Origin of the sequence: Citrobacter sp. Cf136 (assembly GCF_030333815.1) — a bacterium.
Lineage (GTDB): Bacteria > Pseudomonadota > Gammaproteobacteria > Enterobacterales > Enterobacteriaceae > Citrobacter > Citrobacter freundii.
The window spans coordinates 183,789-204,777 of the sequence record NZ_JAOWFE010000029.1; the positions used below are offsets into that span (position 1 = coordinate 183,789).

General features: G+C 53.1%; 20 protein-coding genes. 5 read left to right on the forward strand and 15 right to left on the reverse strand.

The window, feature by feature from the left end; genetic code table 11:
• Positions 1-29 precede the first annotated feature (29 nt).
• Entirely contained in the window at positions 30-788 is a 759-nt protein-coding gene (gene actS, locus OGV98_RS01425; RefSeq protein WP_016150941.1) for an amidase activator ActS, read from the reverse strand.
• A 166-nt stretch (positions 789-954) separates the two neighbouring features.
• On the opposite strand from actS, the gene idi reads away from it, so the two are divergent.
• Entirely contained in the window at positions 955-1,509 is a 555-nt protein-coding gene (gene idi / locus OGV98_RS01430; RefSeq protein ID WP_032948043.1) for an isopentenyl-diphosphate Delta-isomerase, read from the forward strand.
• 77 nt (positions 1,510-1,586) lie between these two features.
• Here the strand turns inward: idi and lysS are convergent, their stop codons facing one another.
• The 5 genes from lysS to xerD form a co-directional block, all read right to left on the reverse strand.
• On the reverse strand, positions 1,587-3,104 hold the full coding sequence (gene lysS, locus OGV98_RS01435; RefSeq protein WP_003026911.1) for a lysine--tRNA ligase: 1,518 nt from the start codon (positions 3,102-3,104) through the stop codon (positions 1,587-1,589).
• Between the two features lie 9 nt (positions 3,105-3,113).
• Positions 3,114-4,212, reverse strand: a protein-coding gene (prfB, locus tag OGV98_RS01440) for a peptide chain release factor 2 (protein ID WP_096878465.1) whose coding sequence is annotated in 2 segments (ribosomal slippage) — positions 3,114-4,136 and positions 4,138-4,212 — 1,098 coding nt in all. Because the reading frame shifts where the segments join, the coding sequence is not laid out codon by codon here.
• Positions 4,213-4,303: 91 nt separating this feature from the next.
• Positions 4,304-6,037, reverse strand: coding sequence for a single-stranded-DNA-specific exonuclease RecJ (recJ, locus tag OGV98_RS01445; RefSeq protein WP_016150943.1), 1,734 nt, complete (start codon positions 6,035-6,037; stop codon positions 4,304-4,306).
• A gap of 5 nt (positions 6,038-6,042) precedes the next feature.
• Positions 6,043-6,756 carry a bifunctional protein-disulfide isomerase/oxidoreductase DsbC gene (gene dsbC / locus OGV98_RS01450; RefSeq protein WP_003825520.1) on the reverse strand — a complete coding sequence of 238 codons (714 nt, stop codon included), beginning with the start codon at positions 6,754-6,756 and terminating at the stop codon, positions 6,043-6,045.
• 23 nt (positions 6,757-6,779) lie between these two features.
• The gene (xerD, locus tag OGV98_RS01455; protein WP_286550958.1) at positions 6,780-7,676 is read right to left on the reverse strand and encodes a site-specific tyrosine recombinase XerD; all 897 of its coding nucleotides are present in this window, start codon (positions 7,674-7,676) and stop codon (positions 6,780-6,782) included.
• A gap of 114 nt (positions 7,677-7,790) precedes the next feature.
• Between xerD and fldB the strand changes: the two genes are divergently transcribed.
• Positions 7,791-8,312, forward strand: a complete 522-nt coding sequence (gene fldB, locus OGV98_RS01460) for a flavodoxin FldB (protein WP_003026933.1) — start codon at positions 7,791-7,793, stop codon at positions 8,310-8,312.
• Between the two features lie 44 nt (positions 8,313-8,356).
• Here fldB and OGV98_RS01465 read toward each other — a convergent pair whose 3' ends face one another.
• Together OGV98_RS01465 and sdhE are read right to left on the reverse strand one after the other, a co-directional pair.
• Positions 8,357-8,764 (reverse strand): protein YgfX, encoded by a 408-nt coding sequence (locus OGV98_RS01465; RefSeq protein ID WP_003026936.1) that lies wholly within the window; start codon positions 8,762-8,764, stop codon positions 8,357-8,359.
• Positions 8,745-9,011: an FAD assembly factor SdhE gene (gene sdhE, locus OGV98_RS01470; protein ID WP_003026938.1), complete on the reverse strand. Its 267-nt coding sequence runs from the start codon at positions 9,009-9,011 to the stop codon at positions 8,745-8,747. The genes OGV98_RS01465 and sdhE overlap by 20 nt, the downstream gene beginning before the upstream one ends.
• Positions 9,012-9,267: 256 nt before the next feature.
• Here sdhE and ygfZ point away from each other — a divergent pair, with 256 nt between their 5' ends.
• Positions 9,268-10,248, forward strand: coding sequence for a tRNA-modifying protein YgfZ (gene ygfZ / locus OGV98_RS01475; RefSeq protein WP_003838269.1), 981 nt, complete (start codon positions 9,268-9,270; stop codon positions 10,246-10,248).
• Positions 10,249-10,341: 93 nt separating this feature from the next.
• Here ygfZ and trhA read toward each other — a convergent pair whose 3' ends face one another.
• Together trhA and yqfB are read right to left on the reverse strand one after the other, a co-directional pair.
• Positions 10,342-11,001, reverse strand: coding sequence for a PAQR family membrane homeostasis protein TrhA (gene trhA, locus OGV98_RS01480; RefSeq protein WP_003026947.1), 660 nt, complete (start codon positions 10,999-11,001; stop codon positions 10,342-10,344).
• A 162-nt stretch (positions 11,002-11,163) separates the two neighbouring features.
• Positions 11,164-11,475, reverse strand: a complete 312-nt coding sequence (yqfB, locus tag OGV98_RS01485) for a N(4)-acetylcytidine aminohydrolase (RefSeq protein ID WP_003026949.1) — start codon at positions 11,473-11,475, stop codon at positions 11,164-11,166.
• Between the two features lie 52 nt (positions 11,476-11,527).
• Between yqfB and OGV98_RS01490 the strand changes: the two genes are divergently transcribed.
• Both OGV98_RS01490 and bglA read left to right on the forward strand, forming a co-directional pair.
• Complete coding sequence (locus OGV98_RS01490) at positions 11,528-12,256, forward strand: MurR/RpiR family transcriptional regulator (protein ID WP_003838265.1); 729 nt, start codon at positions 11,528-11,530, stop codon at positions 12,254-12,256.
• Positions 12,257-12,376: 120 nt separating this feature from the next.
• Positions 12,377-13,810, forward strand: coding sequence for a 6-phospho-beta-glucosidase BglA (gene bglA, locus OGV98_RS01495; RefSeq protein ID WP_202581009.1), 1,434 nt, complete (start codon positions 12,377-12,379; stop codon positions 13,808-13,810).
• A gap of 94 nt (positions 13,811-13,904) precedes the next feature.
• Here bglA and OGV98_RS01500 read toward each other — a convergent pair whose 3' ends face one another.
• From OGV98_RS01500 to ubiI, 5 genes are all read right to left on the reverse strand, one after another.
• Positions 13,905-14,648 (reverse strand): SDR family oxidoreductase, encoded by a 744-nt coding sequence (locus OGV98_RS01500; RefSeq protein ID WP_016150949.1) that lies wholly within the window; start codon positions 14,646-14,648, stop codon positions 13,905-13,907.
• Between the two features lie 61 nt (positions 14,649-14,709).
• Entirely contained in the window at positions 14,710-17,583 is a 2,874-nt protein-coding gene (gene gcvP / locus OGV98_RS01505) for an aminomethyl-transferring glycine dehydrogenase (protein ID WP_202581008.1), read from the reverse strand.
• 131 nt (positions 17,584-17,714) lie between these two features.
• Positions 17,715-18,104: a glycine cleavage system protein GcvH gene (gene gcvH / locus OGV98_RS01510; RefSeq protein WP_003838257.1), complete on the reverse strand. Its 390-nt coding sequence runs from the start codon at positions 18,102-18,104 to the stop codon at positions 17,715-17,717.
• A gap of 25 nt (positions 18,105-18,129) precedes the next feature.
• Positions 18,130-19,224, reverse strand: a complete 1,095-nt coding sequence (gene gcvT / locus OGV98_RS01515) for a glycine cleavage system aminomethyltransferase GcvT (RefSeq protein WP_286550961.1) — start codon at positions 19,222-19,224, stop codon at positions 18,130-18,132.
• Positions 19,225-19,676: 452 nt separating this feature from the next.
• A complete protein-coding gene (ubiI, locus tag OGV98_RS01520) occupies positions 19,677-20,879 on the reverse strand; it encodes an FAD-dependent 2-octaprenylphenol hydroxylase (RefSeq protein WP_139935775.1) in 1,203 nt (400 codons plus the stop codon).
• Between the last annotated feature and the right edge of the window lie 110 nt (positions 20,880-20,989).

Consider the following 20,989-nt stretch of genomic DNA (forward strand, 5'->3'; position numbering starts at 1 on the left):
TAACCGACTGACTGGCGATTAATTCACCGTCAGCATTTTGGCTTACTCCCCTGCGGCGGTAAATAACGCAGCGGATCGATAGCCGTTGCCCGGTAGCGGATTTGGAAATGCAGGCGCACCGTCGTCGCATCCGAGCTGCCCATCGTCGCTATCTTCTGCCCGGCCTTCACGTTTTGACCGTTGTTCACCAGCATGGTGTCATTATGCGCATACGCAGTGATGTAGTCCTCACTGTGCTTAATCATGATGAGATTACCGTAGCCCCGCAGCTGATTACCGACATAAACCACCTTCCCTGCTCCGGCCGCATAAATCGGCGTACCGCGCGCAGCCGAGATATCGATGCCCTTATTGCCGCCGTCCGCCGTAGAATAAGGTAGGATCACCTTACCGCTGGCAGGCCACTGCCAGCAACGTTGCCCTACTGGTGGCCAGGACGACTGCGGCACAGAAGAAGATGGTCTGACCGCCGCCGTTTTGGTTGAGGATTTCTTGGTTGTTTTGCCAGCTCCAGAACTGGTTTTCGCGCCGCCGCTGACCTTCAGCTTTTGCCCCACTTCAATGGTATAGGGCGGTGAAATATTATTCAGGCGAGCGATCTCTTTCACGCTGGTACCGGTGGCGCGCGAAATACGGTATAGCGTATCTCCCCGCTTCACGGTATACACGGAGCCGGAATAACTTCCTGTATCAGACGACTTGCTCCCGGAACAGCCCGCTAACAGCAGACCGACACACAGCAGCATCACGATACCCAGGCCATTTTTCTTCAGGCGTCCTGCACTCAAAACAATACCTCGCAACATTTTCAGACGCTTTATCATAGCAGCCAGAAACCGGATGCCAAATCATATCGCGCAACGAACCGGCGGCTCTGGCATTTCACACCCTCTGTTAATCACTCTGACTTAATTAAGCATATAATGTGAGTGCTTAAGATTGATGGTGGACGCTATGCGACAGGAACATGTCATTTTATTGAATGAGCAGGACCAACCCTGCGGAACGCTGGAAAAGTATGCGGCGCATACCGCCACAACCCCCCTGCACTCCGCTTTCTCGTGCTGGATATTTAACGAGCAGGGCCAACTGCTGGTCACCCGCCGCTCGCTGCACAAAAAAGCCTGGCCAGGTGTCTGGACCAACTCTGTCTGCGGTCACCCGCAGTTGGGCGAAACCAACGAAGCGGCTATTGTCCGCCGGGCTCGCTTCGAACTGGGTGCAGATATCAACTTGCTAACCCCCGTATACGCTGATTTTCGTTATCGCGCCACAGACCCGAGTGGGATAGTTGAAAACGAAGTATGTCCGGTTTATGCCGCACATATCGTCAGTGAGCTACAGCTAAACCCAGATGAAGTGATGGATTGCCAGTGGAGCAATCTTGAGGATGTCTTAAGCGGGATTGACGCGACGCCGTGGGCTTTCAGTCCGTGGATGGTAATGCAGGTTGCAAACAAAGAAGCGCGTGCGCTGTTGCAGAATTACTGCCAACAAATTATTGCCTGATGGCGCTACGTTTATCTGGCCTACATAACGAATCGTAGGCCGGATAAGGCGTCAGCCGCCATCCGGCATTTCACATCTTACTTAACCGGGCGCATCGCCGGGAACAGGATCACGTCACGGATGGTGTGGCTGTTGGTGAACAGCATAACCATACGGTCGATACCAATGCCCAGACCCGCAGTCGGCGGCAGACCGTGTTCCAGAGCGGTAACGTAGTCTTCGTCGTAGAACATCGCTTCGTCATCACCCGCATCTTTGGCGTTAACCTGATCCTGGAAACGCTGCGCCTGATCTTCGGCATCGTTCAGCTCGCTGAAGCCGTTACCGATCTCACGTCCGCCGATGAAGAATTCGAAGCGATCGGTGATTTCCGGGTTTTCGTCATTACGACGCGCCAGCGGAGAAACTTCTGCCGGATACTCGGTAATGAAGGTTGGTTGAATCAGGTGCGCTTCTGCAACTTCTTCAAAGATCTCGGTCACGATACGACCCAGACCCCAGCTCTTCTCAACTTTGATGCCGATAGATTCAGCAATCGCTTTTGCAGAGTCGAAGTTATCCAGATCGGCCATGTTGGTTTCCGGACGGTATTTCTGAATCGCTTCGCGCATGGTCAGTTTTTCAAACGGCTTACCGAAGTCGAAGACTTCTTCACCGTAAGGCACTTCAGTCGTTCCCAGAACGTTCTGCGCCAACGTACGGAACAGAGATTCAGTCAGTTCGATGAGATCTTTGTAGTCCGCATAAGCCATGTAGAGTTCCATCATGGTGAACTCTGGGTTATGGCGAACAGAGATGCCTTCGTTACGGAAGTTACGGTTAATTTCGAATACGCGTTCGAAGCCGCCAACCACCAGACGCTTGAGGTAAAGTTCCGGCGCGATACGCAGGTACATGTCCAGATCCAGCGCGTTATGATGAGTGATAAACGGACGCGCTGCCGCACCGCCTGGGATCACCTGCATCATCGGGGTTTCTACTTCCATAAAGCCGCGAGCAACCATGAACTGACGGATGCCAGCCATAATCTGTGAACGCACTTTAAAGGTATTGCGGGATTCATCGTTAGAGATGAGATCCAGGTAACGTTGACGATAGCGTGCTTCCTGATCCTGCAGACCGTGGAATTTGTCCGGCAGCGGGCGCAGCGCTTTGGTCAGCAGACGCAGTTCGGTGCAGTGGATAGACAGCTCACCGGTCTTGGTCTTGAACAACTTACCTTTCGCGCCGAGGATATCGCCCAGATCCCATTTTTTGAACTGCTCGTTGTAGACGCCTTCCGGCAGGTCATCGCGAGCAACGTACAGCTGAATACGGCCGCCAACGTCCTGCAGCGTAACGAATGATGCTTTACCCATAATACGACGGGTCATCATACGGCCAGCAACGGATACCTCAATGTTCAGCGCTTCCAGCTCTTCGTTTTCTTTCGCGTCGAAGTCAGCATGCAGTTGGTCTGAGGTATGATCGCGACGGAAATCGTTCGGGAACGGGATCCCCTGCTCACGCAGGCTCGCCAGCTTCTCACGGCGCGTTTTCAGTTCATTGTTAAGGTCGGCTACCGCGTCAGCGCCCTGTACGTGTTGTTCAGACATGTTGGTTCCTCATAACCCTGCTTTCAAACTTGCTTCGATAAATTGATCCAGGCTGCCATCCAGCACCGCCTGCGTGTTACGGGTTTCAACCCCGGTACGCAGATCTTTGATGCGGGAGTCATCAAGGACATAAGAACGAATCTGGCTACCCCAGCCGATATCTGACTTGGTGTCTTCCATCGCCTGTTTCTCGGCATTCTTCTTCTGCATTTCCAGTTCATAAAGCTTCGCTTTCATCTGCTTCATGGCCTGGTCTTTGTTCTTGTGCTGGGAACGGTCGTTCTGACACTGCGTCACAATCCCGGTCGGGATGTGGGTAATACGCACCGCAGATTCCGTACGGTTAACGTGCTGACCGCCTGCACCGGAGGCACGGTAAACGTCGATACGCAGGTCCGCCGGGTTGATATCGATATCAATATCATCGTCAACTTCCGGATAAACAAACGCCGAACTGAACGACGTATGGCGACGTCCGCCGGAGTCGAACGGACTCTTACGTACCAGGCGGTGTACGCCGGTTTCAGTACGCAGCCAACCATACGCATATTCACCAGCAATTCTGATGGTCACGGATTTAATACCCGCGACTTCACCTTCAGACTCTTCAATGATTTCAGTCTTAAAGCCGCGCGCTTCAGCCCAACGCAGATACATGCGCATCAGCATGCTTGCCCAGTCCTGCGCTTCCGTACCGCCAGAACCTGCCTGAATATCGAGATAGCAATCCGCGCTGTCATATTCACCGGAGAACATACGACGAAATTCCAGCTGGGCCAGCTTATCTTCCAGCGTATCGAGTTCTGCTACGGCTTCGTTAAAGGTTTCTTCGTCGTCGGCTTCTACAGCCAGTTCCAGCAGGCCGGAGACATCTTCCAGGCCCTGGCTCATCTGATCGAGCGTATCAACGATGGCCTCAAGGGAGGAACGCTCTTTGCCCAGCGCCTGAGCGCGTTCGGGTTCGTTCCACACGTCCGGCTGTTCCAGCTCGGCGTTTACTTCTTCCAGACGCTCTTTCTTGGCATCATAGTCAAAGATACCCCCTAAGAACGTCAGAGCGCTCCGTGAGGTCCTGAATGCGGTTATTTACCGGATTAATTTCAAACATTGTCTGATTTCTTTTATTGGACTAGTCAAAATGCGGTGATAAGAGCGGGATTGTAACTAATCCACGCCCTTTTTTATAGCGATTAGTGACGCTAAAGTGGCCAGATATTGTCGATTATAATCTGCAAGCTGCGGTTGCCGCGAAACTCGTTAATATCCAGTTTGTAGGCAAGCTGAACTTCGCGCACGCCGTTGTCCGGCCAGCAGGTGGTATCGACATTAAACGCAATACCGTCCAGCAGCGGACCACCGCCCACGGGCTCGACCATCACCTTCAGATGACGCTCACCGACCAGACGCTGCTGGAGCAAACGGAAATGCCCGTCAAACAGCGGTTCCGGGAACATTTGCCCCCACGGTCCGGCATCACGCAGCATTTGTGCGATCTCCATGGTCATCTCCGCCGCGCTCAGTGGGCCATCCGACACCACTTCACCTTGCAGTAAGGCAGGATCCAGCCACTCGGTTACCAGCTCGCCAAAACGCTGCTGGAAACGCTCAAACTGCGCCTCTTCAAGCGATAAACCCGCCGCCATGGCGTGACCGCCAAACTTGAGGATCATGCCCGGATAAAGGGTGTCCAGGCGCTCCAGCGCATCGCGCATGTGCAGCCCCTGAATCGAACGCCCGGATCCTTTGAGAGTACCGTCACCTGCCGGGGCAAACGCTATTACTGGGCGATGGAATCGCTCTTTAATACGCGATGCCAGAATCCCCACAACGCCCTGATGCCACTCAGGATGATACATTGCCAGGCCGCCCGGTAGTGTATCGCTACTGCGTTCCAGCTTTTCACACAAAGTCAGTGCTTCGGCCTGCATACCCTGCTCGATCTCTTTGCGCGTCTGGTTGAGCGCATCAAGCTCATTGGCCAGCACACGCGCTTCGCCAATGTTGTCGCACAGCAACAGCGCCACACCAACGGACATATCGTCCAGACGGCCCGCCGCATTCAGCCGTGGCCCGAGGGCAAAACCTAAATCACTGGCTGCCAGCTTTAGGGGGTCGCGATTGGAAATCTCCAGCAGCGCTTTAATACCAGGGCGACACTTTCCGGCACGAATGCGGCTTAAGCCTTGCCACGTCAGAATACGGTTATTGGCATCCAGCGGGACCACGTCCGCCACCGTGCCAAGTGCAACCAGATCGAGCAAATCCGCCAGGTTCGGCGGTGCAATGCCGCGTTCATCAAACCAGCCTTTGTCACGCAGGAAAGTACGCAGCGCCAGCATCAGATAGAAGGCTACACCAACGCCTGCCAGCGATTTCGACGGGAACTCACAGTCGGGCAGGTTAGGATTAATGATTGCCTCTGCGCCCGGCAGCGTATCCCCTGGCAGGTGGTGATCGGTCACAACGACCGGGATCCCCAACGTTCTGGCATGTTCGACACCCGCGTGAGACGAGATGCCGTTGTCTACGGTGACAATCAGCTGAGCGCCCCGGGCATGGGCCTGATCAACGACTTCCGGGCTTAAACCATAACCGTCTTCAAAACGATTTGGCACCAGGTAGTCAACGTTACTGCAGCCCAACGCGCGCATCGCCAGGATGCTTAGCGCCGTGCTGGTCGCACCATCAGCGTCAAAATCGCCGACAACGATGATTCGGGTTCCTTCGCGAAAGGCGTTGTAGAGGATCTCAACCGCTTTTTCGACGCCGTTCAAATGCTGCCACGGCAGCATGCCTTTCACGCTACGCTCAAGCTCCTGCGCGCTACGTACACCACGGCTGGCGTATAAACGGCGCAGCAGTGGCGGCAAGTCTGCAGGTAGCTCGGCGGTCTCGTCGGCCTCACGCCGACGAAGTTGTATCTGTTGTTTCACGCGAATTATTTACCGCTGGTTTGTTTTGCATGTGCGTCGAGGAATTCTTTCATCTCTTTCGGGCCCTGATAGCCAGGTACGACATAGCCATTGCTCAGCACAATCGCCGGTGTACCGCTGACGCCAAACTGTACGCCCAGCGCATAGTGGTTAGCGATATCCACATCACAGGTCGCCGCTTTTACACCCTTGCCAGTCATCGCGTCGTCAAAGGCTTTGTTTTTGTCCTTAGCACACCAGATAGACTTCATGTCCTGCTCAGCCTGGCTGTCCAGCCCCTGACGTGGGAAGGCCAGATAACGTACGGTGATCCCCAACGCATTGTAATCTTTCATCTCTTCATGCAGCTTGTGGCAGTAACCACAAGTGATGTCGGTGAAAACGGTAATGACGTGTTTTTCCTGCGGCGCTTTGTAGATGATCATCTCTTTTTCCAGCGCGTTCAGATGCTTCATCAGCAGTTGGTTGGTGACGTTCACCGGACTTGCGCCGCTCACGTCATACATCGGTCCCTGAATAATATGTTTACCGTCTTCAGTTACGTACAGCACGCCGCTATTGGTCAGTACGGTTTTCATGCCCGCAACCGGAGCAGGTTGAATCTCGGTGCTCTGCACACCCAGCTTTGCTAATGACTGGCGAATTGCCGCGTCGTCTGCATGTACCATGCCGGAAAACGCCGTCGCCAGCAGGGTGAACATCATAAAACGTTTTTTCATAGCCTATCCTATCCTGTCAGCACTCACGCTCGCGGGTGATGCTGTTGATGTAGTTGCCGCAAGCGCTCCGTTGCGACATGAGTATAAATTTGCGTTGTCGAGAGATCGCTATGCCCCAGTAGCATCTGCACCACGCGCAGATCTGCGCCATGGTTGAGCAGATGCGTGGCAAATGCGTGCCGCAGGACGTGCGGTGACAGCTTTTCGCTGTCGATTCCCGCCAACACAGCATAGTGTTTGATACGATGCCAGAAGGTCTGACGGGTCATCTGTTGCGCCCGCTGACTAGGAAACAGCACATCAATCGATACGCCGTTGAGCAACCATGGACGCCCATGCTCCAGGTATGTTTCCAGCCAGTACACTGCCTCCTCACCCAACGGGACAAGGCGCTCTTTGTTACCTTTACCGATCACCCGTACCACGCCCTGACGCAGGCTGACGTCACTCATCGTCAGTCCTACCAGTTCAGACACGCGCAGGCCCGTTGCATACAACACTTCCAGCATGGCTTTGTCGCGTAGCTCCAGCGGTTGATCGATAAGCGGCGCCTGCAGCAGTCGTTCTACCTGCGCTTCGCTGAGATCTTTGGGCAGACGCTGCGGAAGTTTAGGTGATGCAAGCGAGGCGCTGGGGTCATCTTCGCGATATTTTTCGCGGTACATATGCTGAAAAAAACGTCGCGTCGCACTGAGCAAACGTGCAGAACTGGTGGCTTTATACCCTCCATCCATCCGCTCAGCCAGCAAGGCTTGCAGATCATCACTTTGCGCGGTCGCAAGCGAAGCGCCGCGGTGATGTAACCATTCCACAAGCATGGTCAGATCGCGACGATACGCACTTAATGTGTTTTCCGCCAGATTTCGTTCCAGCCACAGGGCATCAAGAAACTGCTCGATGCGCGCCAGATCCTGTTCCACTCGCGCCCCTTATTCCACTCTCATTTTTTGATGCATTATGCCTCATTGTGCCGGGATTGCGGCGATTCTGTTACACTACCCGCAACGCTACAGCAGAATTGAGATGTTTACGTCATGAACATGGGTCTTTTTTACGGTTCCAGCACCTGCTACACCGAAATGGCAGCAGAAAAAATCCGCGATATCCTGGGTCCCGAACTGGTGACACTGCACAACCTCAAAGACGATTCCCCGACCCTAATGGAGCAGTATGACGTGCTCATTTTGGGCATCCCAACCTGGGATTTCGGTGAAATTCAGGAGGACTGGGAAGCTGTCTGGGAGCAACTGGACGACCTCAACCTGGAAGGAAAGATTGTCGCACTTTACGGTATGGGCGATCAGTTGGGATACGGTGAATGGTTCCTGGATGCGCTGGGTATGTTGCACGATAAACTGATCACCAAAGGTGTAAAGTTTGTCGGCTACTGGCCCACCGAAGGCTACGAATTCACCAGCGATAAACCCGTCATTGCCGATGGACAGCTGTTTGTTGGTTTGGCGCTGGATGAAACGAACCAGTACGATCTCAGCGATGAACGCATTCAGGCCTGGTGCGAGCAAATTCTTGGCGAAATGGCCGAGCACTGGTCCTGAATTTCTGCCGACTGACGGCTAAGGTCGCAACCTTACCGTCAGTACTACTTCTGCTTCGCCTTTTGCAGCATCAACCGCCGTAAATCCCGCCACTCAGCATCATCCATACTGTCTGCCGCCAGCCACAAATGTTGACGTTTTCCGGCATCAGAGCGCAAACGCAGCATCATGCCTGTTTTAACCATCCAGGGGGCGCTAACGATAGACCACTCTTGCCCTTGCCAGCGCAGACGACCATCCATCAACAGCCGAATCTCACCCTGACAAGCGTTGATTCGACGCTGACTGCGAACGCTATCGAATACCACCAGAGAGAGCAAAACCAGCCATAATGGGGTGTAGCTCAATGGCCAGGGCATCAATAAAATAAACACCGCGACCAGCCCATGAATTAGCAGTGAAAGCCACTGCGCGCGCCATGATACGCGTAAATCAGATTGCCACTGGACCACGTTCCCGATTCCGTGTCTGGATAAGTCGCACCATCTGCTCCAGCTCAGCATCAGCTGGTTTCCCATGATTCATCAACCAGTTAAATAAATCTGGATCATCACATTCTAGCAGACGGATAAAGATACGTTTTTCTTCGTCACTTAAGCTGTCATATTCATGTTCGAAAAACGGCATGATCGAGATGTCCAGCTCGCGCATACCGCGGCGGCATGCCCAATGAATACGTGCTTTGTTGTTAATATCCATGTTCTTCTCCCTGTCTCGCGAAAACGAAGTATCCCGCTATTGTAACGTGTTTTTCCCGCTCTTTTACGGGAATATCAGTAAACTGAAGCTCGCTCGCTAAATAAAACCTTATTAAGCCAAAGGATTCACCATTTTTTGATGTTTCCTCGCAAAGCGCAATATATGGCACAAATAGCCTGTTTAAACCGCTTGCAATGGGCCATAGCTCTTTTACCATTAGTCATTATCACTGCGTTAAGCAAATCAGGACATTATTATGGCTTTTACATCTTTTCCTCCTCGCCAGCCTTTCGCGTCAACGCGTTTGCCTCTGACGCTAATGACGCTCGATGACTGGGCGCTCGCCACCATCACCGGTGTCGACAGTGAGAAGTATATTCAGGGTCAGGTCACGGCGGATGTCAGCCAGATGACCGAGAATCAGCACCTGTTAGCTGCACATTGTGACGCCAAAGGTAAAATGTGGAGCAACCTGCGTCTGTTCCGACAGGGTGACGGTTTTGCATGGCTTGAGCGCCGTAGCCTGCGTGATGCGCAGCTCACCGAGCTGAAAAAATACGCGGTCTTCTCGAAGGTGGCGATTGCTCCGGATGACGAGCGTGTCCTGCTGGGCGTAGCGGGATTCCAGGCACGTGCAGCGCTGGCCAATCTCTTTAGCGAATTACCGAACAGTGATAAGCAGGTCATTACCGAAGGTGCCTCCACGGTATTGTGGTTCGAACACCCTGCTGAACGTTTTCTGCTGATCGTTGATGCCACCACAGCAGAAACCTTGGTTGAAAAGCTGCGTGGCGAAGCAGAGTTAAATAACAGCCAGCAGTGGCTGGCGCTGGATATCGAAGCGGGTATCCCCGTTATTGATACAGCCAACAGTGCACAGTTTATTCCACAGGCTACCAATCTGCAGGCTCTGGGCGGGATCAGCTTTAAAAAAGGCTGCTACACCGGTCAGGAAATGGTTGCTCGTGCAAAATTCCGCGGAGCCAATAAACGCGCCATGTGGACTTTGGCGGGTGCCGCCGGTCGAGTACCGGAAGCTGGCGAAGACCTTGAATTAAAAATGGGCGAGAACTGGCGTCGTACCGGTACCGTACTTGCCGCAGTAAAACTGGCCGATGGTCAGGTACTGGTGCAGGTTGTGATGAATAACGACATGGAGGCCGACAGCGTGTTCCGCGTTCGTGACGACGCAAAAACGCTGCAAATCGTACCGCTGCCGTATTCGCTGGAAGAGTAAATGAATAATGCCTGATTGCGATGCGTCTATCAGGCATGCTGGCTTTTGTTTTGTAGGCCGGATAAGGCGCTAGCCTCCATCCGGCGTCAATGATTACGCCTGACCAACGTAGAGATAGATCGCCAGGAAGTGGCAAACGCTGCCGCCCAGCACAAAGCCGTGCCAGATCGCATGGTTGTAAGGAATGCGCTTACAGACGTAGAAAATAACGCCCAGGGAATACACCACACCGCCAACAGCCAGCAACGTCACGCCTCCCGCTGCCAACTTAACCGCCAGTTGATACACCACAATCAGCGATAGCCAGCCCATTGTCAGGTAGGTTACCAGCGACAGAACCTTAAATCGGTGCGCAATGGTCAGTTTGAATAAAATACCGATCAGCGCCAGGCTCCAGATAACAATCATCAGTCCACGTGCCAGCGGCGAATCAAGCCCCACCAGCAGGAATGGCGTGTAGGTCCCGGCAATCAGCAGATAAATCGCACAGTGGTCAAATTTTTTCAGCCAGACTTTCGCTCTCTGATGGGGGATCGCGTGATACAAGGTTGAGGCGAGGAACAGCAGGATCATGCTGCCGCCGTACAGGCTATAGCTGGTAATGGCCATAGCGCTGGCGTTGGTATCTACTGCCTGGACCAGTAATAACACCAGTCCGACAATCCCAAACACCAGCCCGATACCGTGACTGATGCTATTGGCTATTTCCTCTGCCAACGAATATCCCTGCGCGATTAATGGCTTCTGAACCATAAGTTACTCCCCAGAAACGAACACTTTCGTTATTGCGCCTCTAGCGTAACTGAGAATGGTTCCAGTGAACACCTGTTAGCTAAAATAAATATCACATTAATATTAATCCTTTAAAATCATTGTGTTGTAAGTGATTTTTCAACTAACAGATGTTTCTTTAAATCAAAGACATTTAAAATCAATCACATAAAATTGCGTCTGATTCGGGTAAATCTCGGCAATCACATGTTTAAGTTCTTCAAGCGTCATGTTTTCCTGCTGGGCATGTTTATCCGTTAGCGTATCCAGCGTGACGGTTGAGGTGCCAACAACCTCAATCGTGCAGAAGTAACCGTCATCTTCGAAGCGCCCAACCCGTAAAATGTCCCCGGCTTTGAAGTGTGATTCGGACTCGTCACGAATGGTGATGGTCTTGCGTCCGGCCAGAATGTCATCCTGGAAACGCTGAAAAAAAGTGATGTCATTTGGCTGCATGTTATTATTCCCTGTAGATGAAGTCTGATGAGTGAGTTTTGCCATTGTGAGTATGTTCTCCCACGCTGCCATCGCCAGTCTCAACAATCTTGAGATGCTGGTCTACAACTATGTCATCAAAAACCGTGACAAAGTCATGTACATGACCATTCGCGAACTGGCCGATGCCGTGGGTGTTTCCACTACCACCGTACTGCGCTTTTGCCGCAAGCTTAAATGTGAGGGTTACTCAGAATTTCGCGTGCGCTTCAAATTATATTTAGAGCAGAATGAACCGCAACAGGCTAATTTCGGTGCCAGCGAAATTATCAGTTTCTTTAAAGGCGTCAATAACGACGAATTCGATAAACTGCTCGATCAGGCTGTTGATATTATATTATCGTCCGAACGTATTATATTCGTCGGAGCGGGAACGTCTGGAGCGCTGGCAAAATATGGCGCACGTTTTTTCTCAAACGTCGGTAAATTCAGTAATCACATTGACGATCCTTATTTCCCGGTCACTAACGACATGGCCAGAAACGCGCTGGCGATCGTGCTTTCCGTATCTGGTGAAACAGAAGAGATCCTGCGCTTTGCCAGCCAGTTCAGTCTGCACAACTGTAAGGTTCTGTCGGTCACCAGCCATGAACACTCTCGCCTGGCGAAACTCGCCGACTTTAACCTCTCCTGGCATGTTCCACAAACACGTATTGCCGGGGTATACGATATAACCACGCAGATCCCCGTTATTTATATTCTGGAATCACTCGGTCGCAAGCTGGCGAAAAGAATAGCGTAAAAAAACAATCTGTTTTTTTGATGTAACAAATCACATTTACGCTATTTTGTTATATCGTGACATTTATCTTTCCTTTGTTAGACTCAAAATCAGATTGTATTAATTTGAGACTGAGCGCAGATGAAAAAACTTACCTTACCAAACGATTTTTTATGGGGCGGCGCGGTTGCGGCGCACCAGGTTGAAGGCGGCTGGAACAAAGGTGGCAAAGGCCCCAGCATTTGCGACGTACTGACCGGAGGGGCACACGGTGTTCCGCGAGAAATCACTCAGGAAGTTGAGCCCGGTAAGTACTACCCCAACCACGAAGCTGTCGATTTTTACAGTCATTACAAAGAAGACATCAAGCTGTTTGCCGAGATGGGGTTCAAATGCTTCCGTACCTCCATCGCCTGGACCCGTATCTTCCCCAAAGGGGACGAAATCCAACCGAATGAAGAAGGGCTAAAGTTCTACGACGACATGTTCGATGAACTGCTGAAGTACAACATTGAACCAGTCATCACCCTTTCCCACTTTGAAATGCCGCTGCACCTGGTTCAACAGTACGGTAGCTGGACCAATCGTAAAGTCGTCGATTTCTTTGTCCGTTTTGCTGAAGTCGTTTTTGAGCGCTATAAGCACAAGGTCAAATACTGGATGACCTTCAATGAGATCAACAACCAGCGTAACTGGCGCGCGCCGCTGTTTGGCTATTGCTGCTCCGGCGTGGTGTATACCGAGCATGAAAACCCTGAAGAGACTATGTACCAGGTGCTGCATCACCAGTTCGTGGCCAGCGCGCTGGCGGTAAAGGCGGCACGTCGCATCAACCCGGAAATGAAAGTCGGCTGCATGCTGGCGATGGTGCCACTGTATCCGTTCTCCTGTAAGCCTGAGGATGTAATGTTCGCGCAGGAATCGATGCGTGAGCGCTACGTTTTCACTGACGTTCAGCTGCGCGGCTACTATCCATCATATGTACTGAACGAGTGGGAACGCCGCGAATTCAACATCCAAATAGAAGCCGGCGATGAGCAAATCCTGCGTGAAGGCACCTGTGACTATCTCGGATTCAGTTACTACATGACCAACGCGGTAAAAGCGGAAGGCGGCAGCGGCGATGCCATTTCTGGTTTTGAGGGCAGCGTACCGAACCCGCACGTAAAAGCCTCCGACTGGGGCTGGCAGATTGACCCCGTCGGTCTACGCTATGCCTTATGTGAGCTGTATGAACGCTACCAGAAGCCGCTGTTTATCGTTGAAAACGGGTTTGGCGCTTATGACAAAGTAGAAGAAGACGGCAGCATCAACGACGACTATCGCATCGACTATCTGCGCGCCCACATCGAAGAAATGATGAAAGCGGTGACCTATGATGGCGTAGACCTGATGGGCTACACGCCATGGGGCTGCATCGACTGCGTATCGTTTACCACCGGTCAGTACAGCAAACGTTACGGCTTTATCTACGTGAACAAACATGACGACGGCACCGGCGATATGTCGCGTTCACGAAAGAAGAGTTTTGAGTGGTATAAAGCGGTGATTGCCAGCAACGGCGAGAATCTGTAATTTTTTGCCGGATGGCGGCGTAAACGCCTTATCCAGCCTACAGGTTATACTCCCGTAGGCTGGATAAACGCAGCGCTATCCGGCAATTAAATCCCTACTTCCCGCCTGCCAGTTCCAGAAAACTGCCCGTTACGTAAGATGCCTTCTCGCTCAACAGCCAGGTAATTGCCTGCGCGACTTCTTCCGGCTGCCCGCCACGCTGCATAGGCAACAGTGATTTCACGCGATCGACTCTTCCCGGCTCGCCGCCTGATGCGTGCATTTCAGTGTAGATAAGACCTGGTCGCACGCAGTTTACGCGGATCCCTTGCGCCGCAACCTCCAGCGCCAGGCCGGTGGTGAGCGTGTCCACAGCGCCTTTCGAGGCCGCGTAATCAACATATTCGAATGGCGCACCAAGCCGCGATGCCGCCGAAGAGACATTTACAATCGATCCACCCTGACCGCCGTGCTTGAACGACATGCGCTTTACCGCTTCCCGACAGCACAGAAAATAGCCGGTAACGTTGGTTGCCAGTACGCGATTAATTCGTTCGGCGGTTAAGTTTTCGACCGTGCTTTGCTCAAACAAGATCCCGGCATTATTCACCAGGGCAGTCAGTTGCTCGCCTTCACGGTCAATAGACTCAAACATTGCCACCACCTGGCTTTCATCACTGATATCCGCACGCAAAGCAAATGCTTTACCGCCTGCAGCGACGATGTTGTTCACCACCTCGGTTGCCGCACGAATATGGTGATGAAAATTCACGGCGACCGTGTAACCCTCTTGCGCCAGTTGCAGCGCGGTTGCTCGACCAATGCCACGACTGCCGCCCGTCACCAATGCTATAGCCATAACGTTTCTCCTAAAAAATAAAGGCGCCGAAGCGCCTTTAAAAGATAGTTGAATCAGCAGATTACTGATATTCGCTCATCGGTACACAGGAGCAGAACAGGTTACGGTCACCGTAAACGTCATCAAGGCGTTTCACGGTTGGCCAGTATTTGTTCGCCACACCCGCCGGGAAGACGGCGATTTCGCGGCTATAACCGTGATTCCACTCCGCGACCAGCTCGTTTTGCGTGTGCGGTGAGTTAACCAGCGGGTTATCTTCCAGTGACCATTCACCGGCTTTCACGCGATCGATCTCAGCGCGGATTGCCAGCATCGCATTGATAAAGCGATCCAGTTCCACTTTGCTTTCAGATTCAGTCGGTTCAACCATCAGGGTACCCGCGACCGGGAATGACATAGTCGGCGCATGGAAACCGTAATCGATTAGGCGCTTGGCAATATCCAGTTCGCTGATGCCGGTCTCTTCTTTCAGTGGGCGAATGTCGAGAATACATTCATGCGCCACGCGACCATCGCGACCGGTATACAGTACCGGATAAGCATCTTTCAGACGGCTGGCAATGTAGTTAGCGTTAAGAATCGCCACCTGGCTTGCCTGCTTCAGACCTTCTGCGCCCATCATACGGATGTACATCCAGCTGATTGGCAAAATGGATGCGCTACCGAACGGCGCCGCAGAAACTGCGCCCTGGCGGGTCAGCATCCCTTCAATCTGCACTACGCTGTGGCCCGGTACAAACGGCGCCAGATGTGATTTCACGCCGATCGGTCCCATACCTGGGCCGCCGCCGCCGTGCGGAATGCAGAATGTTTTATGCAGGTTGAGGTGCGAGACATCTGCGCCAATAAAGCCCGGCGTGGTGATCCCAACCTGAGCGTTCATGTTCGCGCCATCAAGGTAAACCTGGCCGCCGAACTGGTGCACAACGTCGCACACTTCACGGATCGTTTCTTCATAAACGCCGTGGGTGGATGGATAGGTCACCATGATGCAAGAAAGGTTGTCGGCATGTTGTTCTGCTTTTGCTCGCAGATCGTCCAGATCGATGTTGCCATTCTTATCACAGGCGACAACCACTACCTGCATACCCGCCATCTGTGCAGACGCCGGGTTGGTACCGTGGGCAGAAGCCGGGATCAAGCAGATATCGCGATGACCTTCGTTACGGCTTTCGTGATAATGACGAATCGCCAGCAGACCCGCATACTCGCCCTGCGCGCCGGAGTTCGGCTGCATGCAGACGGCATCATAACCGGTCAGTTTTACCAGCCACTCGGAAAGCTGGCCGATCATCTGGTGATAACCTTCAGCCTGCTCTGGCGGGCAGAACGGATGCAGCTCAGCGAATTCAGGCCAGGTGATAGGGATCATCTCGGCAGCGGCGTTGAGCTTCATAGTGCAGGAACCCAGCGGGATCATTGCCTGATTCAGCGCCAGATCTTTACGCTCCAGTGAGTGCATGTAGCGCATCATCTCGGTTTCGCTGTGATAGCGGTTGAACACCGGATGGCTGAGGATCACATCGTCACGCAGCATGCTTTCCTGAATAGAACGGCTGTCGAGCGCCACGTCTTTATCCAGCGTATCGATGTTCAGAGCGTGACTGTCGCCCAGCAGTACATTGAACAACTGCACCACGTTTTCACGGGTGGTGGTTTCATCGAGCGTAATACCTACCGCGTTATGGATATCGCTACGCAGGTTGATTTCTGCCGCTTCGGCACGCGCCAGCACTGCGGCCTTATCGGCTACTTCAACGCACAGGGTGTCGAAGTAATGCGCATGACGCAGCTTCAATCCTTTCTGTTGCAGACCGGCTGCCAGGATATCAGTCAGGCGGTGGATGCGATTAGCAATGCGTTTCAGGCCAACCGGACCATGATAAACGGCATACAGGCTGGCGATGTTGGCCAGCAGGACCTGCGAGGTACAAATGTTGGAGTTCGCTTTCTCGCGGCGGATATGCTGCTCACGAGTCTGCATCGCCATGCGCAGTGCGGTATTGCCCGCCGCATCTTTGGAGACGCCGATAATACGGCCTGGCATGGAGCGTTTGAATTCGTCTTTCGCGGCGAAGAATGCCGCGTGTGGGCCACCGTAACCCATCGGTACGCCGAAGCGTTGTGCAGAACCGAAAACGATATCCGCGCCCTGTTTGCCCGGAGCAGTCAGCAGTACCAGCGCCATAAAGTCGGCAGCGACACTGACCACAACTTTACGGGATTTCAGCTCGGTAATCAGTTTGCTGTAGTCATGCACTTCACCGGTGGTGCCAACCTGCTGCAACAGCACGCCAAACACATCCTGGTGATCCAGTGCTTTCGCCGCGTCATCAACAATGACGTCAAAACCAAAGGTTTGTGCACGAGTACGCACAACATCCAGCGTTTGCGGATGAACATCAGCAGCCACAAAGAAGCGGTTGGCGTTTTTCAGTTTGCTGACGCGTTTTGCCATCGCCATCGCTTCAGCCGCCGCGGTGGCTTCATCCAGCAGAGAGGCGGAGGCCATGTCCAGACCGGTCAGATCCAGCGTCACCTGCTGGAAGTTGAGCAGCGCTTCCAGGCGCCCCTGAGAAACTTCTGGCTGATACGGCGTATACGCAGTGTACCAGCCCGGGTTTTCCAGCATGTTGCGCAGGATAACCGGTGGCAACTGCACGGCGGTGTAGCCCATGCCAATGTAGGACGTGAAGCGCTTGTTACGCCCAGCGATGGCTTTTAATTCAGCCAGCGCAGCGTATTCGGTCGCCGCCTCGCCCACCTGCGGCGGGGTTGCGAGCTGAATGTCTTTCGGCACAATCTGGCCGATCAGCGCGTTTAACGACTCGGCGCCAACCGCATTCAGCATCTCTTGCTGCTGCGCGGCGTCCGGTCCGATGTGGCGTTCAATGAAAGCGCCGCTGTTTTCAAGCTGGCTTAACGTCTGTGTCATGGGCGATGGTTCCTGAAACGTGCAGTGAATCGTGATTGTCTCTGTCTACGAGCCCGGCTGCGCTAGCGCTTACCGGGTCTACGCATGCTTTGTAGGCCGGATAAGCGCAGCGCCATCCGGCAAAAGCGTATTTACTCGTCTTCTAACAATGCTTCATATGCGGCCGCATCCAGCAGCGATTCAATTTCGCTTTCATCGCTGGCTTTGATTTTGAAAATCCAGCCGCCCGCATATGGCTCGCTGTTGACCAGTTCCGGGGAGTCGCTAAGCGCGTCGTTAACCGCCACAATCTCACCACCTACTGGCGCATAGATATCGGATGCCGCTTTTACGGACTCCGCAACGGCACAATCATCGCCCGCGCTGACGGTTGCGCCAACTTCTGGCAGGTCAACGAAAACCATGTCACCTAACAGCTCCTGAGCGTGTTCGGTGATACCAACGGTGTAAGAGCCGTCAGCTTCTTTGCGCAGCCATTCGTGTTCTTTGCTGTATTTCAGTTCTGCAGGTACGTTGCTCATCAATCAATCTCCAAAAAAGGATGAATTACGCGACGGCTTTGCCGTTACGCACAAAAACAGGTTTAGTCACTTTTACCGGCATTTCGCGGTTACGGATCTGCACGATCGCAGTTTCGCCGATACCCGCAGGGACTCGCGCCAACGCGATGCTGTAACCAAGAGTTGGGGAGAATGTCCCGCTGGTGATAATGCCTTCCTGCTGGTTGCCGGAAGCATCGGTGAAGCGCACCGGCAGTTCATTACGCAGCACGCCTTTCTCGGTCATCACCAGCCCGACCAGTTGTTCGTGGCCTTTTTCACGCTGCATTTCCAACGCTTCACGACCGATAAAGTCGCGGTCAGCCGGTTCCCATGCGATGGTCCAGCCCATGTTGGCCGCCAGCGGAGAAATGCCTTCGTCCATCTCCTGACCGTACAGGTTCATACCGGCTTCCAGACGCAGCGTGTCACGTGCGCCGAGACCGCAGGGTTTGACACCAGCCTGTACCAGCGCACGCCAGAAATCTGCCGCTTTTTCATTCGGCATGGCAATTTCATAGCCTGCTTCGCCGGTATAACCGGTGGTTGCGATAAACAAGTCGCCCGCCTGAACGCCGAAGAACGGCTTCATGCCTGCTACCGCCTGACGCTGCTCGTCAGTAAACAACGTAGCTGCTTTTTCCTGTGCGATTGGACCCTGTACCGCAATCAGCGACAGATCATCACGAACGGTGATGTCGATAGCGTATGGTTCAGCGTGTTGGGTAATCCAGGAGAGGTCTTTTTCGCGGGTGGCGGAGTTTACAACGAGGCGGAAGAAGTCTTCAGTGAAGTAGTAGACAATCAGGTCATCTATCACGCCGCCCGAAGCGTTAAGCATACCGGAGTAGAGGGCTTTACCCGTCTTCGTTAGCTTTGCGACGTCGTTTGCCAGCAGATAACGCAAGAACTCCCGGGTGCGGCTACCGCGCAGGTCGACGATGGTCATATGCGACACATCAAACATTCCGGCATCGGTGCGAACAGCATGGTGTTCATCGAGCTGAGAACCGTAATGCAGTGGCATCATCCAGCCATGGAAATCGACCATGCGCGCGCCACATAGCGTGTGTTGTTCGTACAAAGGAGTCTGTTGAGCCATCTTTTCCTCGTTGAATAAGCGGGGCTACCAACTCTTTCGCGGTGAAATTTTCGCCACGAAACCCAGCACCGCAGCCGCTCCAGGGGCTACGACGCAAACGTTCTCTTTGTCCTGAACTTACCACCGAAACAGACGCTAAACCATAAGTCAAAATTAACCATCACATTAGCTTATGGCGAAAAACAGCCTGATCGCCAACAGAATAAAACTCCACGTATGTAGTAATAAACCAGAATAACAAACAAAGATAAGCGCAAACTTACAGCACCAATCCACATTAAATGTGGAAAAAATGTCAAAAATGGCGTTATGAAAAAAACGTGATATTAAAAAAACTAATGCGAAAAAAGGCGTGGAATTAGATTATTTCAAATGAGAGAAGCACCCCGGCGCGCAGGCCGGGAGAGGAAAGTGTGACGGGTCTCAAACTCTTAAGATTGTCCTTACGGACACTAACGTAACCACTCGGGAAGATCGTTCAGTCCCATCGCCTGACGGATGAGTTGTGGTTTTACGCCCGGGAGGGTATCGGCCAGTTTCAGCCCAATATCGCGTAGCAGTTTTTTCGCCGGATTCTCGCCTGCAAACAGTTCACGGAAACCCTGCATCCCTGCCAGCATCAGCGCTGCGCTGTGCTTACGGCTGCGTTCGTAGCGGCGTAAATAAAGATACTGACCAATATCTTTACCCTGACGCTGTAGCCGCTTAAGTTCATCGATCAGCTCCGCCGCATCCATAAAGCCAAGGTTAACCCCCTGACCCGCCAGCGGGTGGATGGTATGCGCCGCATCCCCCACCAGCACCAGACGATGGGCGGCGAACTGACGGGCATAACGTCCCGTCAGCGGAAACGCCTGACGTTCGCTTTCAAGGCTGCACAGCCCCAGACGATTATCAAAAGCGATATTCAGCGCCTGATTAAACTCGTCAATGCTTGCCTGCTGCATACATTCTGCTTCCTGCGGCGAGAGCGACCAGACGATAGAACACAGGTGTGGATCGCTGAGCGGCAGGAATGCCAGGATCCCCTCGCCGTGAAACGCCTGACGCGCAACCGCACCGTGCGCTTCCTGCGTACGGATAGTCGCCACCAGCGCATGATGACGATAATCCCAGAAGGTGAGCGGAATATCCGCTTTGTTGCGCAGCCAGGAGTTAGCACCATCAGCACCGACGACCAGGCGGGCCGTCAGCATTGCGCCATCTTTCAGGGTCAGAAATGCTTCGTTCTCACCCCAGGCCACCTGCTGTAATTCAGCAGGTGCCATCAGCGTAATATCCGCTGAACGCTGCGCCTTTTGCCACAGCGCATAATGAATCTCTGAGTTTTCGACAATGTGCCCCAAATGGCTGTAGCCCATGCTCTGGTCATCAAACGCAATACGCCCAAAGCTGTCTTTGTCCCAGACTTCCATGCCGTGGTAGCAGCAAGCGCGACGGGCAACAATGTCGGACCAGACGCCAAGACGGGTAAGCAGTTTTTCGCTGGCGGCATTAATGGCCGAAACACGAAGCTGAGGAGGTGCATCCGCCGCCAACGGCTGCGGAACATGTTGTTCTAATACAGCAACGCGCAACCCGCTGCCCTGTAAGCCGCAGGCAACCGCCAGTCCTACCATGCCGCCACCAACAATTGCTACATCAACACTTTGCACTGTTTGCTCCTGAAAATAGGACAATCAAAAACCGTAGGCCGGATAAGGCAAAGCCGCCATCCGGCATCAATTCCGCGACATTGCCTGATGGCGCTGCGCTTATCAGGCCT

Bases quoted from the DNA above. Each gene is read 5' to 3' on its own strand.
- idi (WP_032948043.1), top strand. From the start codon at position 955: ATGCGACAGGAACATGTCATTTTATTGAATGAGCAGGACCAACCCTGC.
- lysS (WP_003026911.1), bottom strand. From the start codon at position 3,104: ATGTCTGAACAACACGTACAGGGCGCTGACGCGGTAGCCGACCTTAAC.
- dsbC (WP_003825520.1), bottom strand. From the start codon at position 6,756: ATGAAAAAACGTTTTATGATGTTCACCCTGCTGGCGACGGCGTTTTCC.
- fldB (WP_003026933.1), top strand. From the start codon at position 7,791: ATGAACATGGGTCTTTTTTACGGTTCCAGCACCTGCTACACCGAAATG.
- sdhE (WP_003026938.1), bottom strand. From the start codon at position 9,011: ATGGATATTAACAACAAAGCACGTATTCATTGGGCATGCCGCCGCGGT.
- ygfZ (WP_003838269.1), top strand. From the start codon at position 9,268: ATGGCTTTTACATCTTTTCCTCCTCGCCAGCCTTTCGCGTCAACGCGT.
- trhA (WP_003026947.1), bottom strand. From the start codon at position 11,001: ATGGTTCAGAAGCCATTAATCGCGCAGGGATATTCGTTGGCAGAGGAA.
- yqfB (WP_003026949.1), bottom strand. From the start codon at position 11,475: ATGCAGCCAAATGACATCACTTTTTTTCAGCGTTTCCAGGATGACATT.
- OGV98_RS01490 (WP_003838265.1), top strand. From the start codon at position 11,528: ATGTTCTCCCACGCTGCCATCGCCAGTCTCAACAATCTTGAGATGCTG.
- bglA (WP_202581009.1), top strand. From the start codon at position 12,377: ATGAAAAAACTTACCTTACCAAACGATTTTTTATGGGGCGGCGCGGTT.
- OGV98_RS01500 (WP_016150949.1), bottom strand. From the start codon at position 14,648: ATGGCTATAGCATTGGTGACGGGCGGCAGTCGTGGCATTGGTCGAGCA.
- gcvP (WP_202581008.1), bottom strand. From the start codon at position 17,583: ATGACACAGACGTTAAGCCAGCTTGAAAACAGCGGCGCTTTCATTGAA.
- gcvH (WP_003838257.1), bottom strand. From the start codon at position 18,104: ATGAGCAACGTACCTGCAGAACTGAAATACAGCAAAGAACACGAATGG.
- gcvT (WP_286550961.1), bottom strand. From the start codon at position 19,224: ATGGCTCAACAGACTCCTTTGTACGAACAACACACGCTATGTGGCGCG.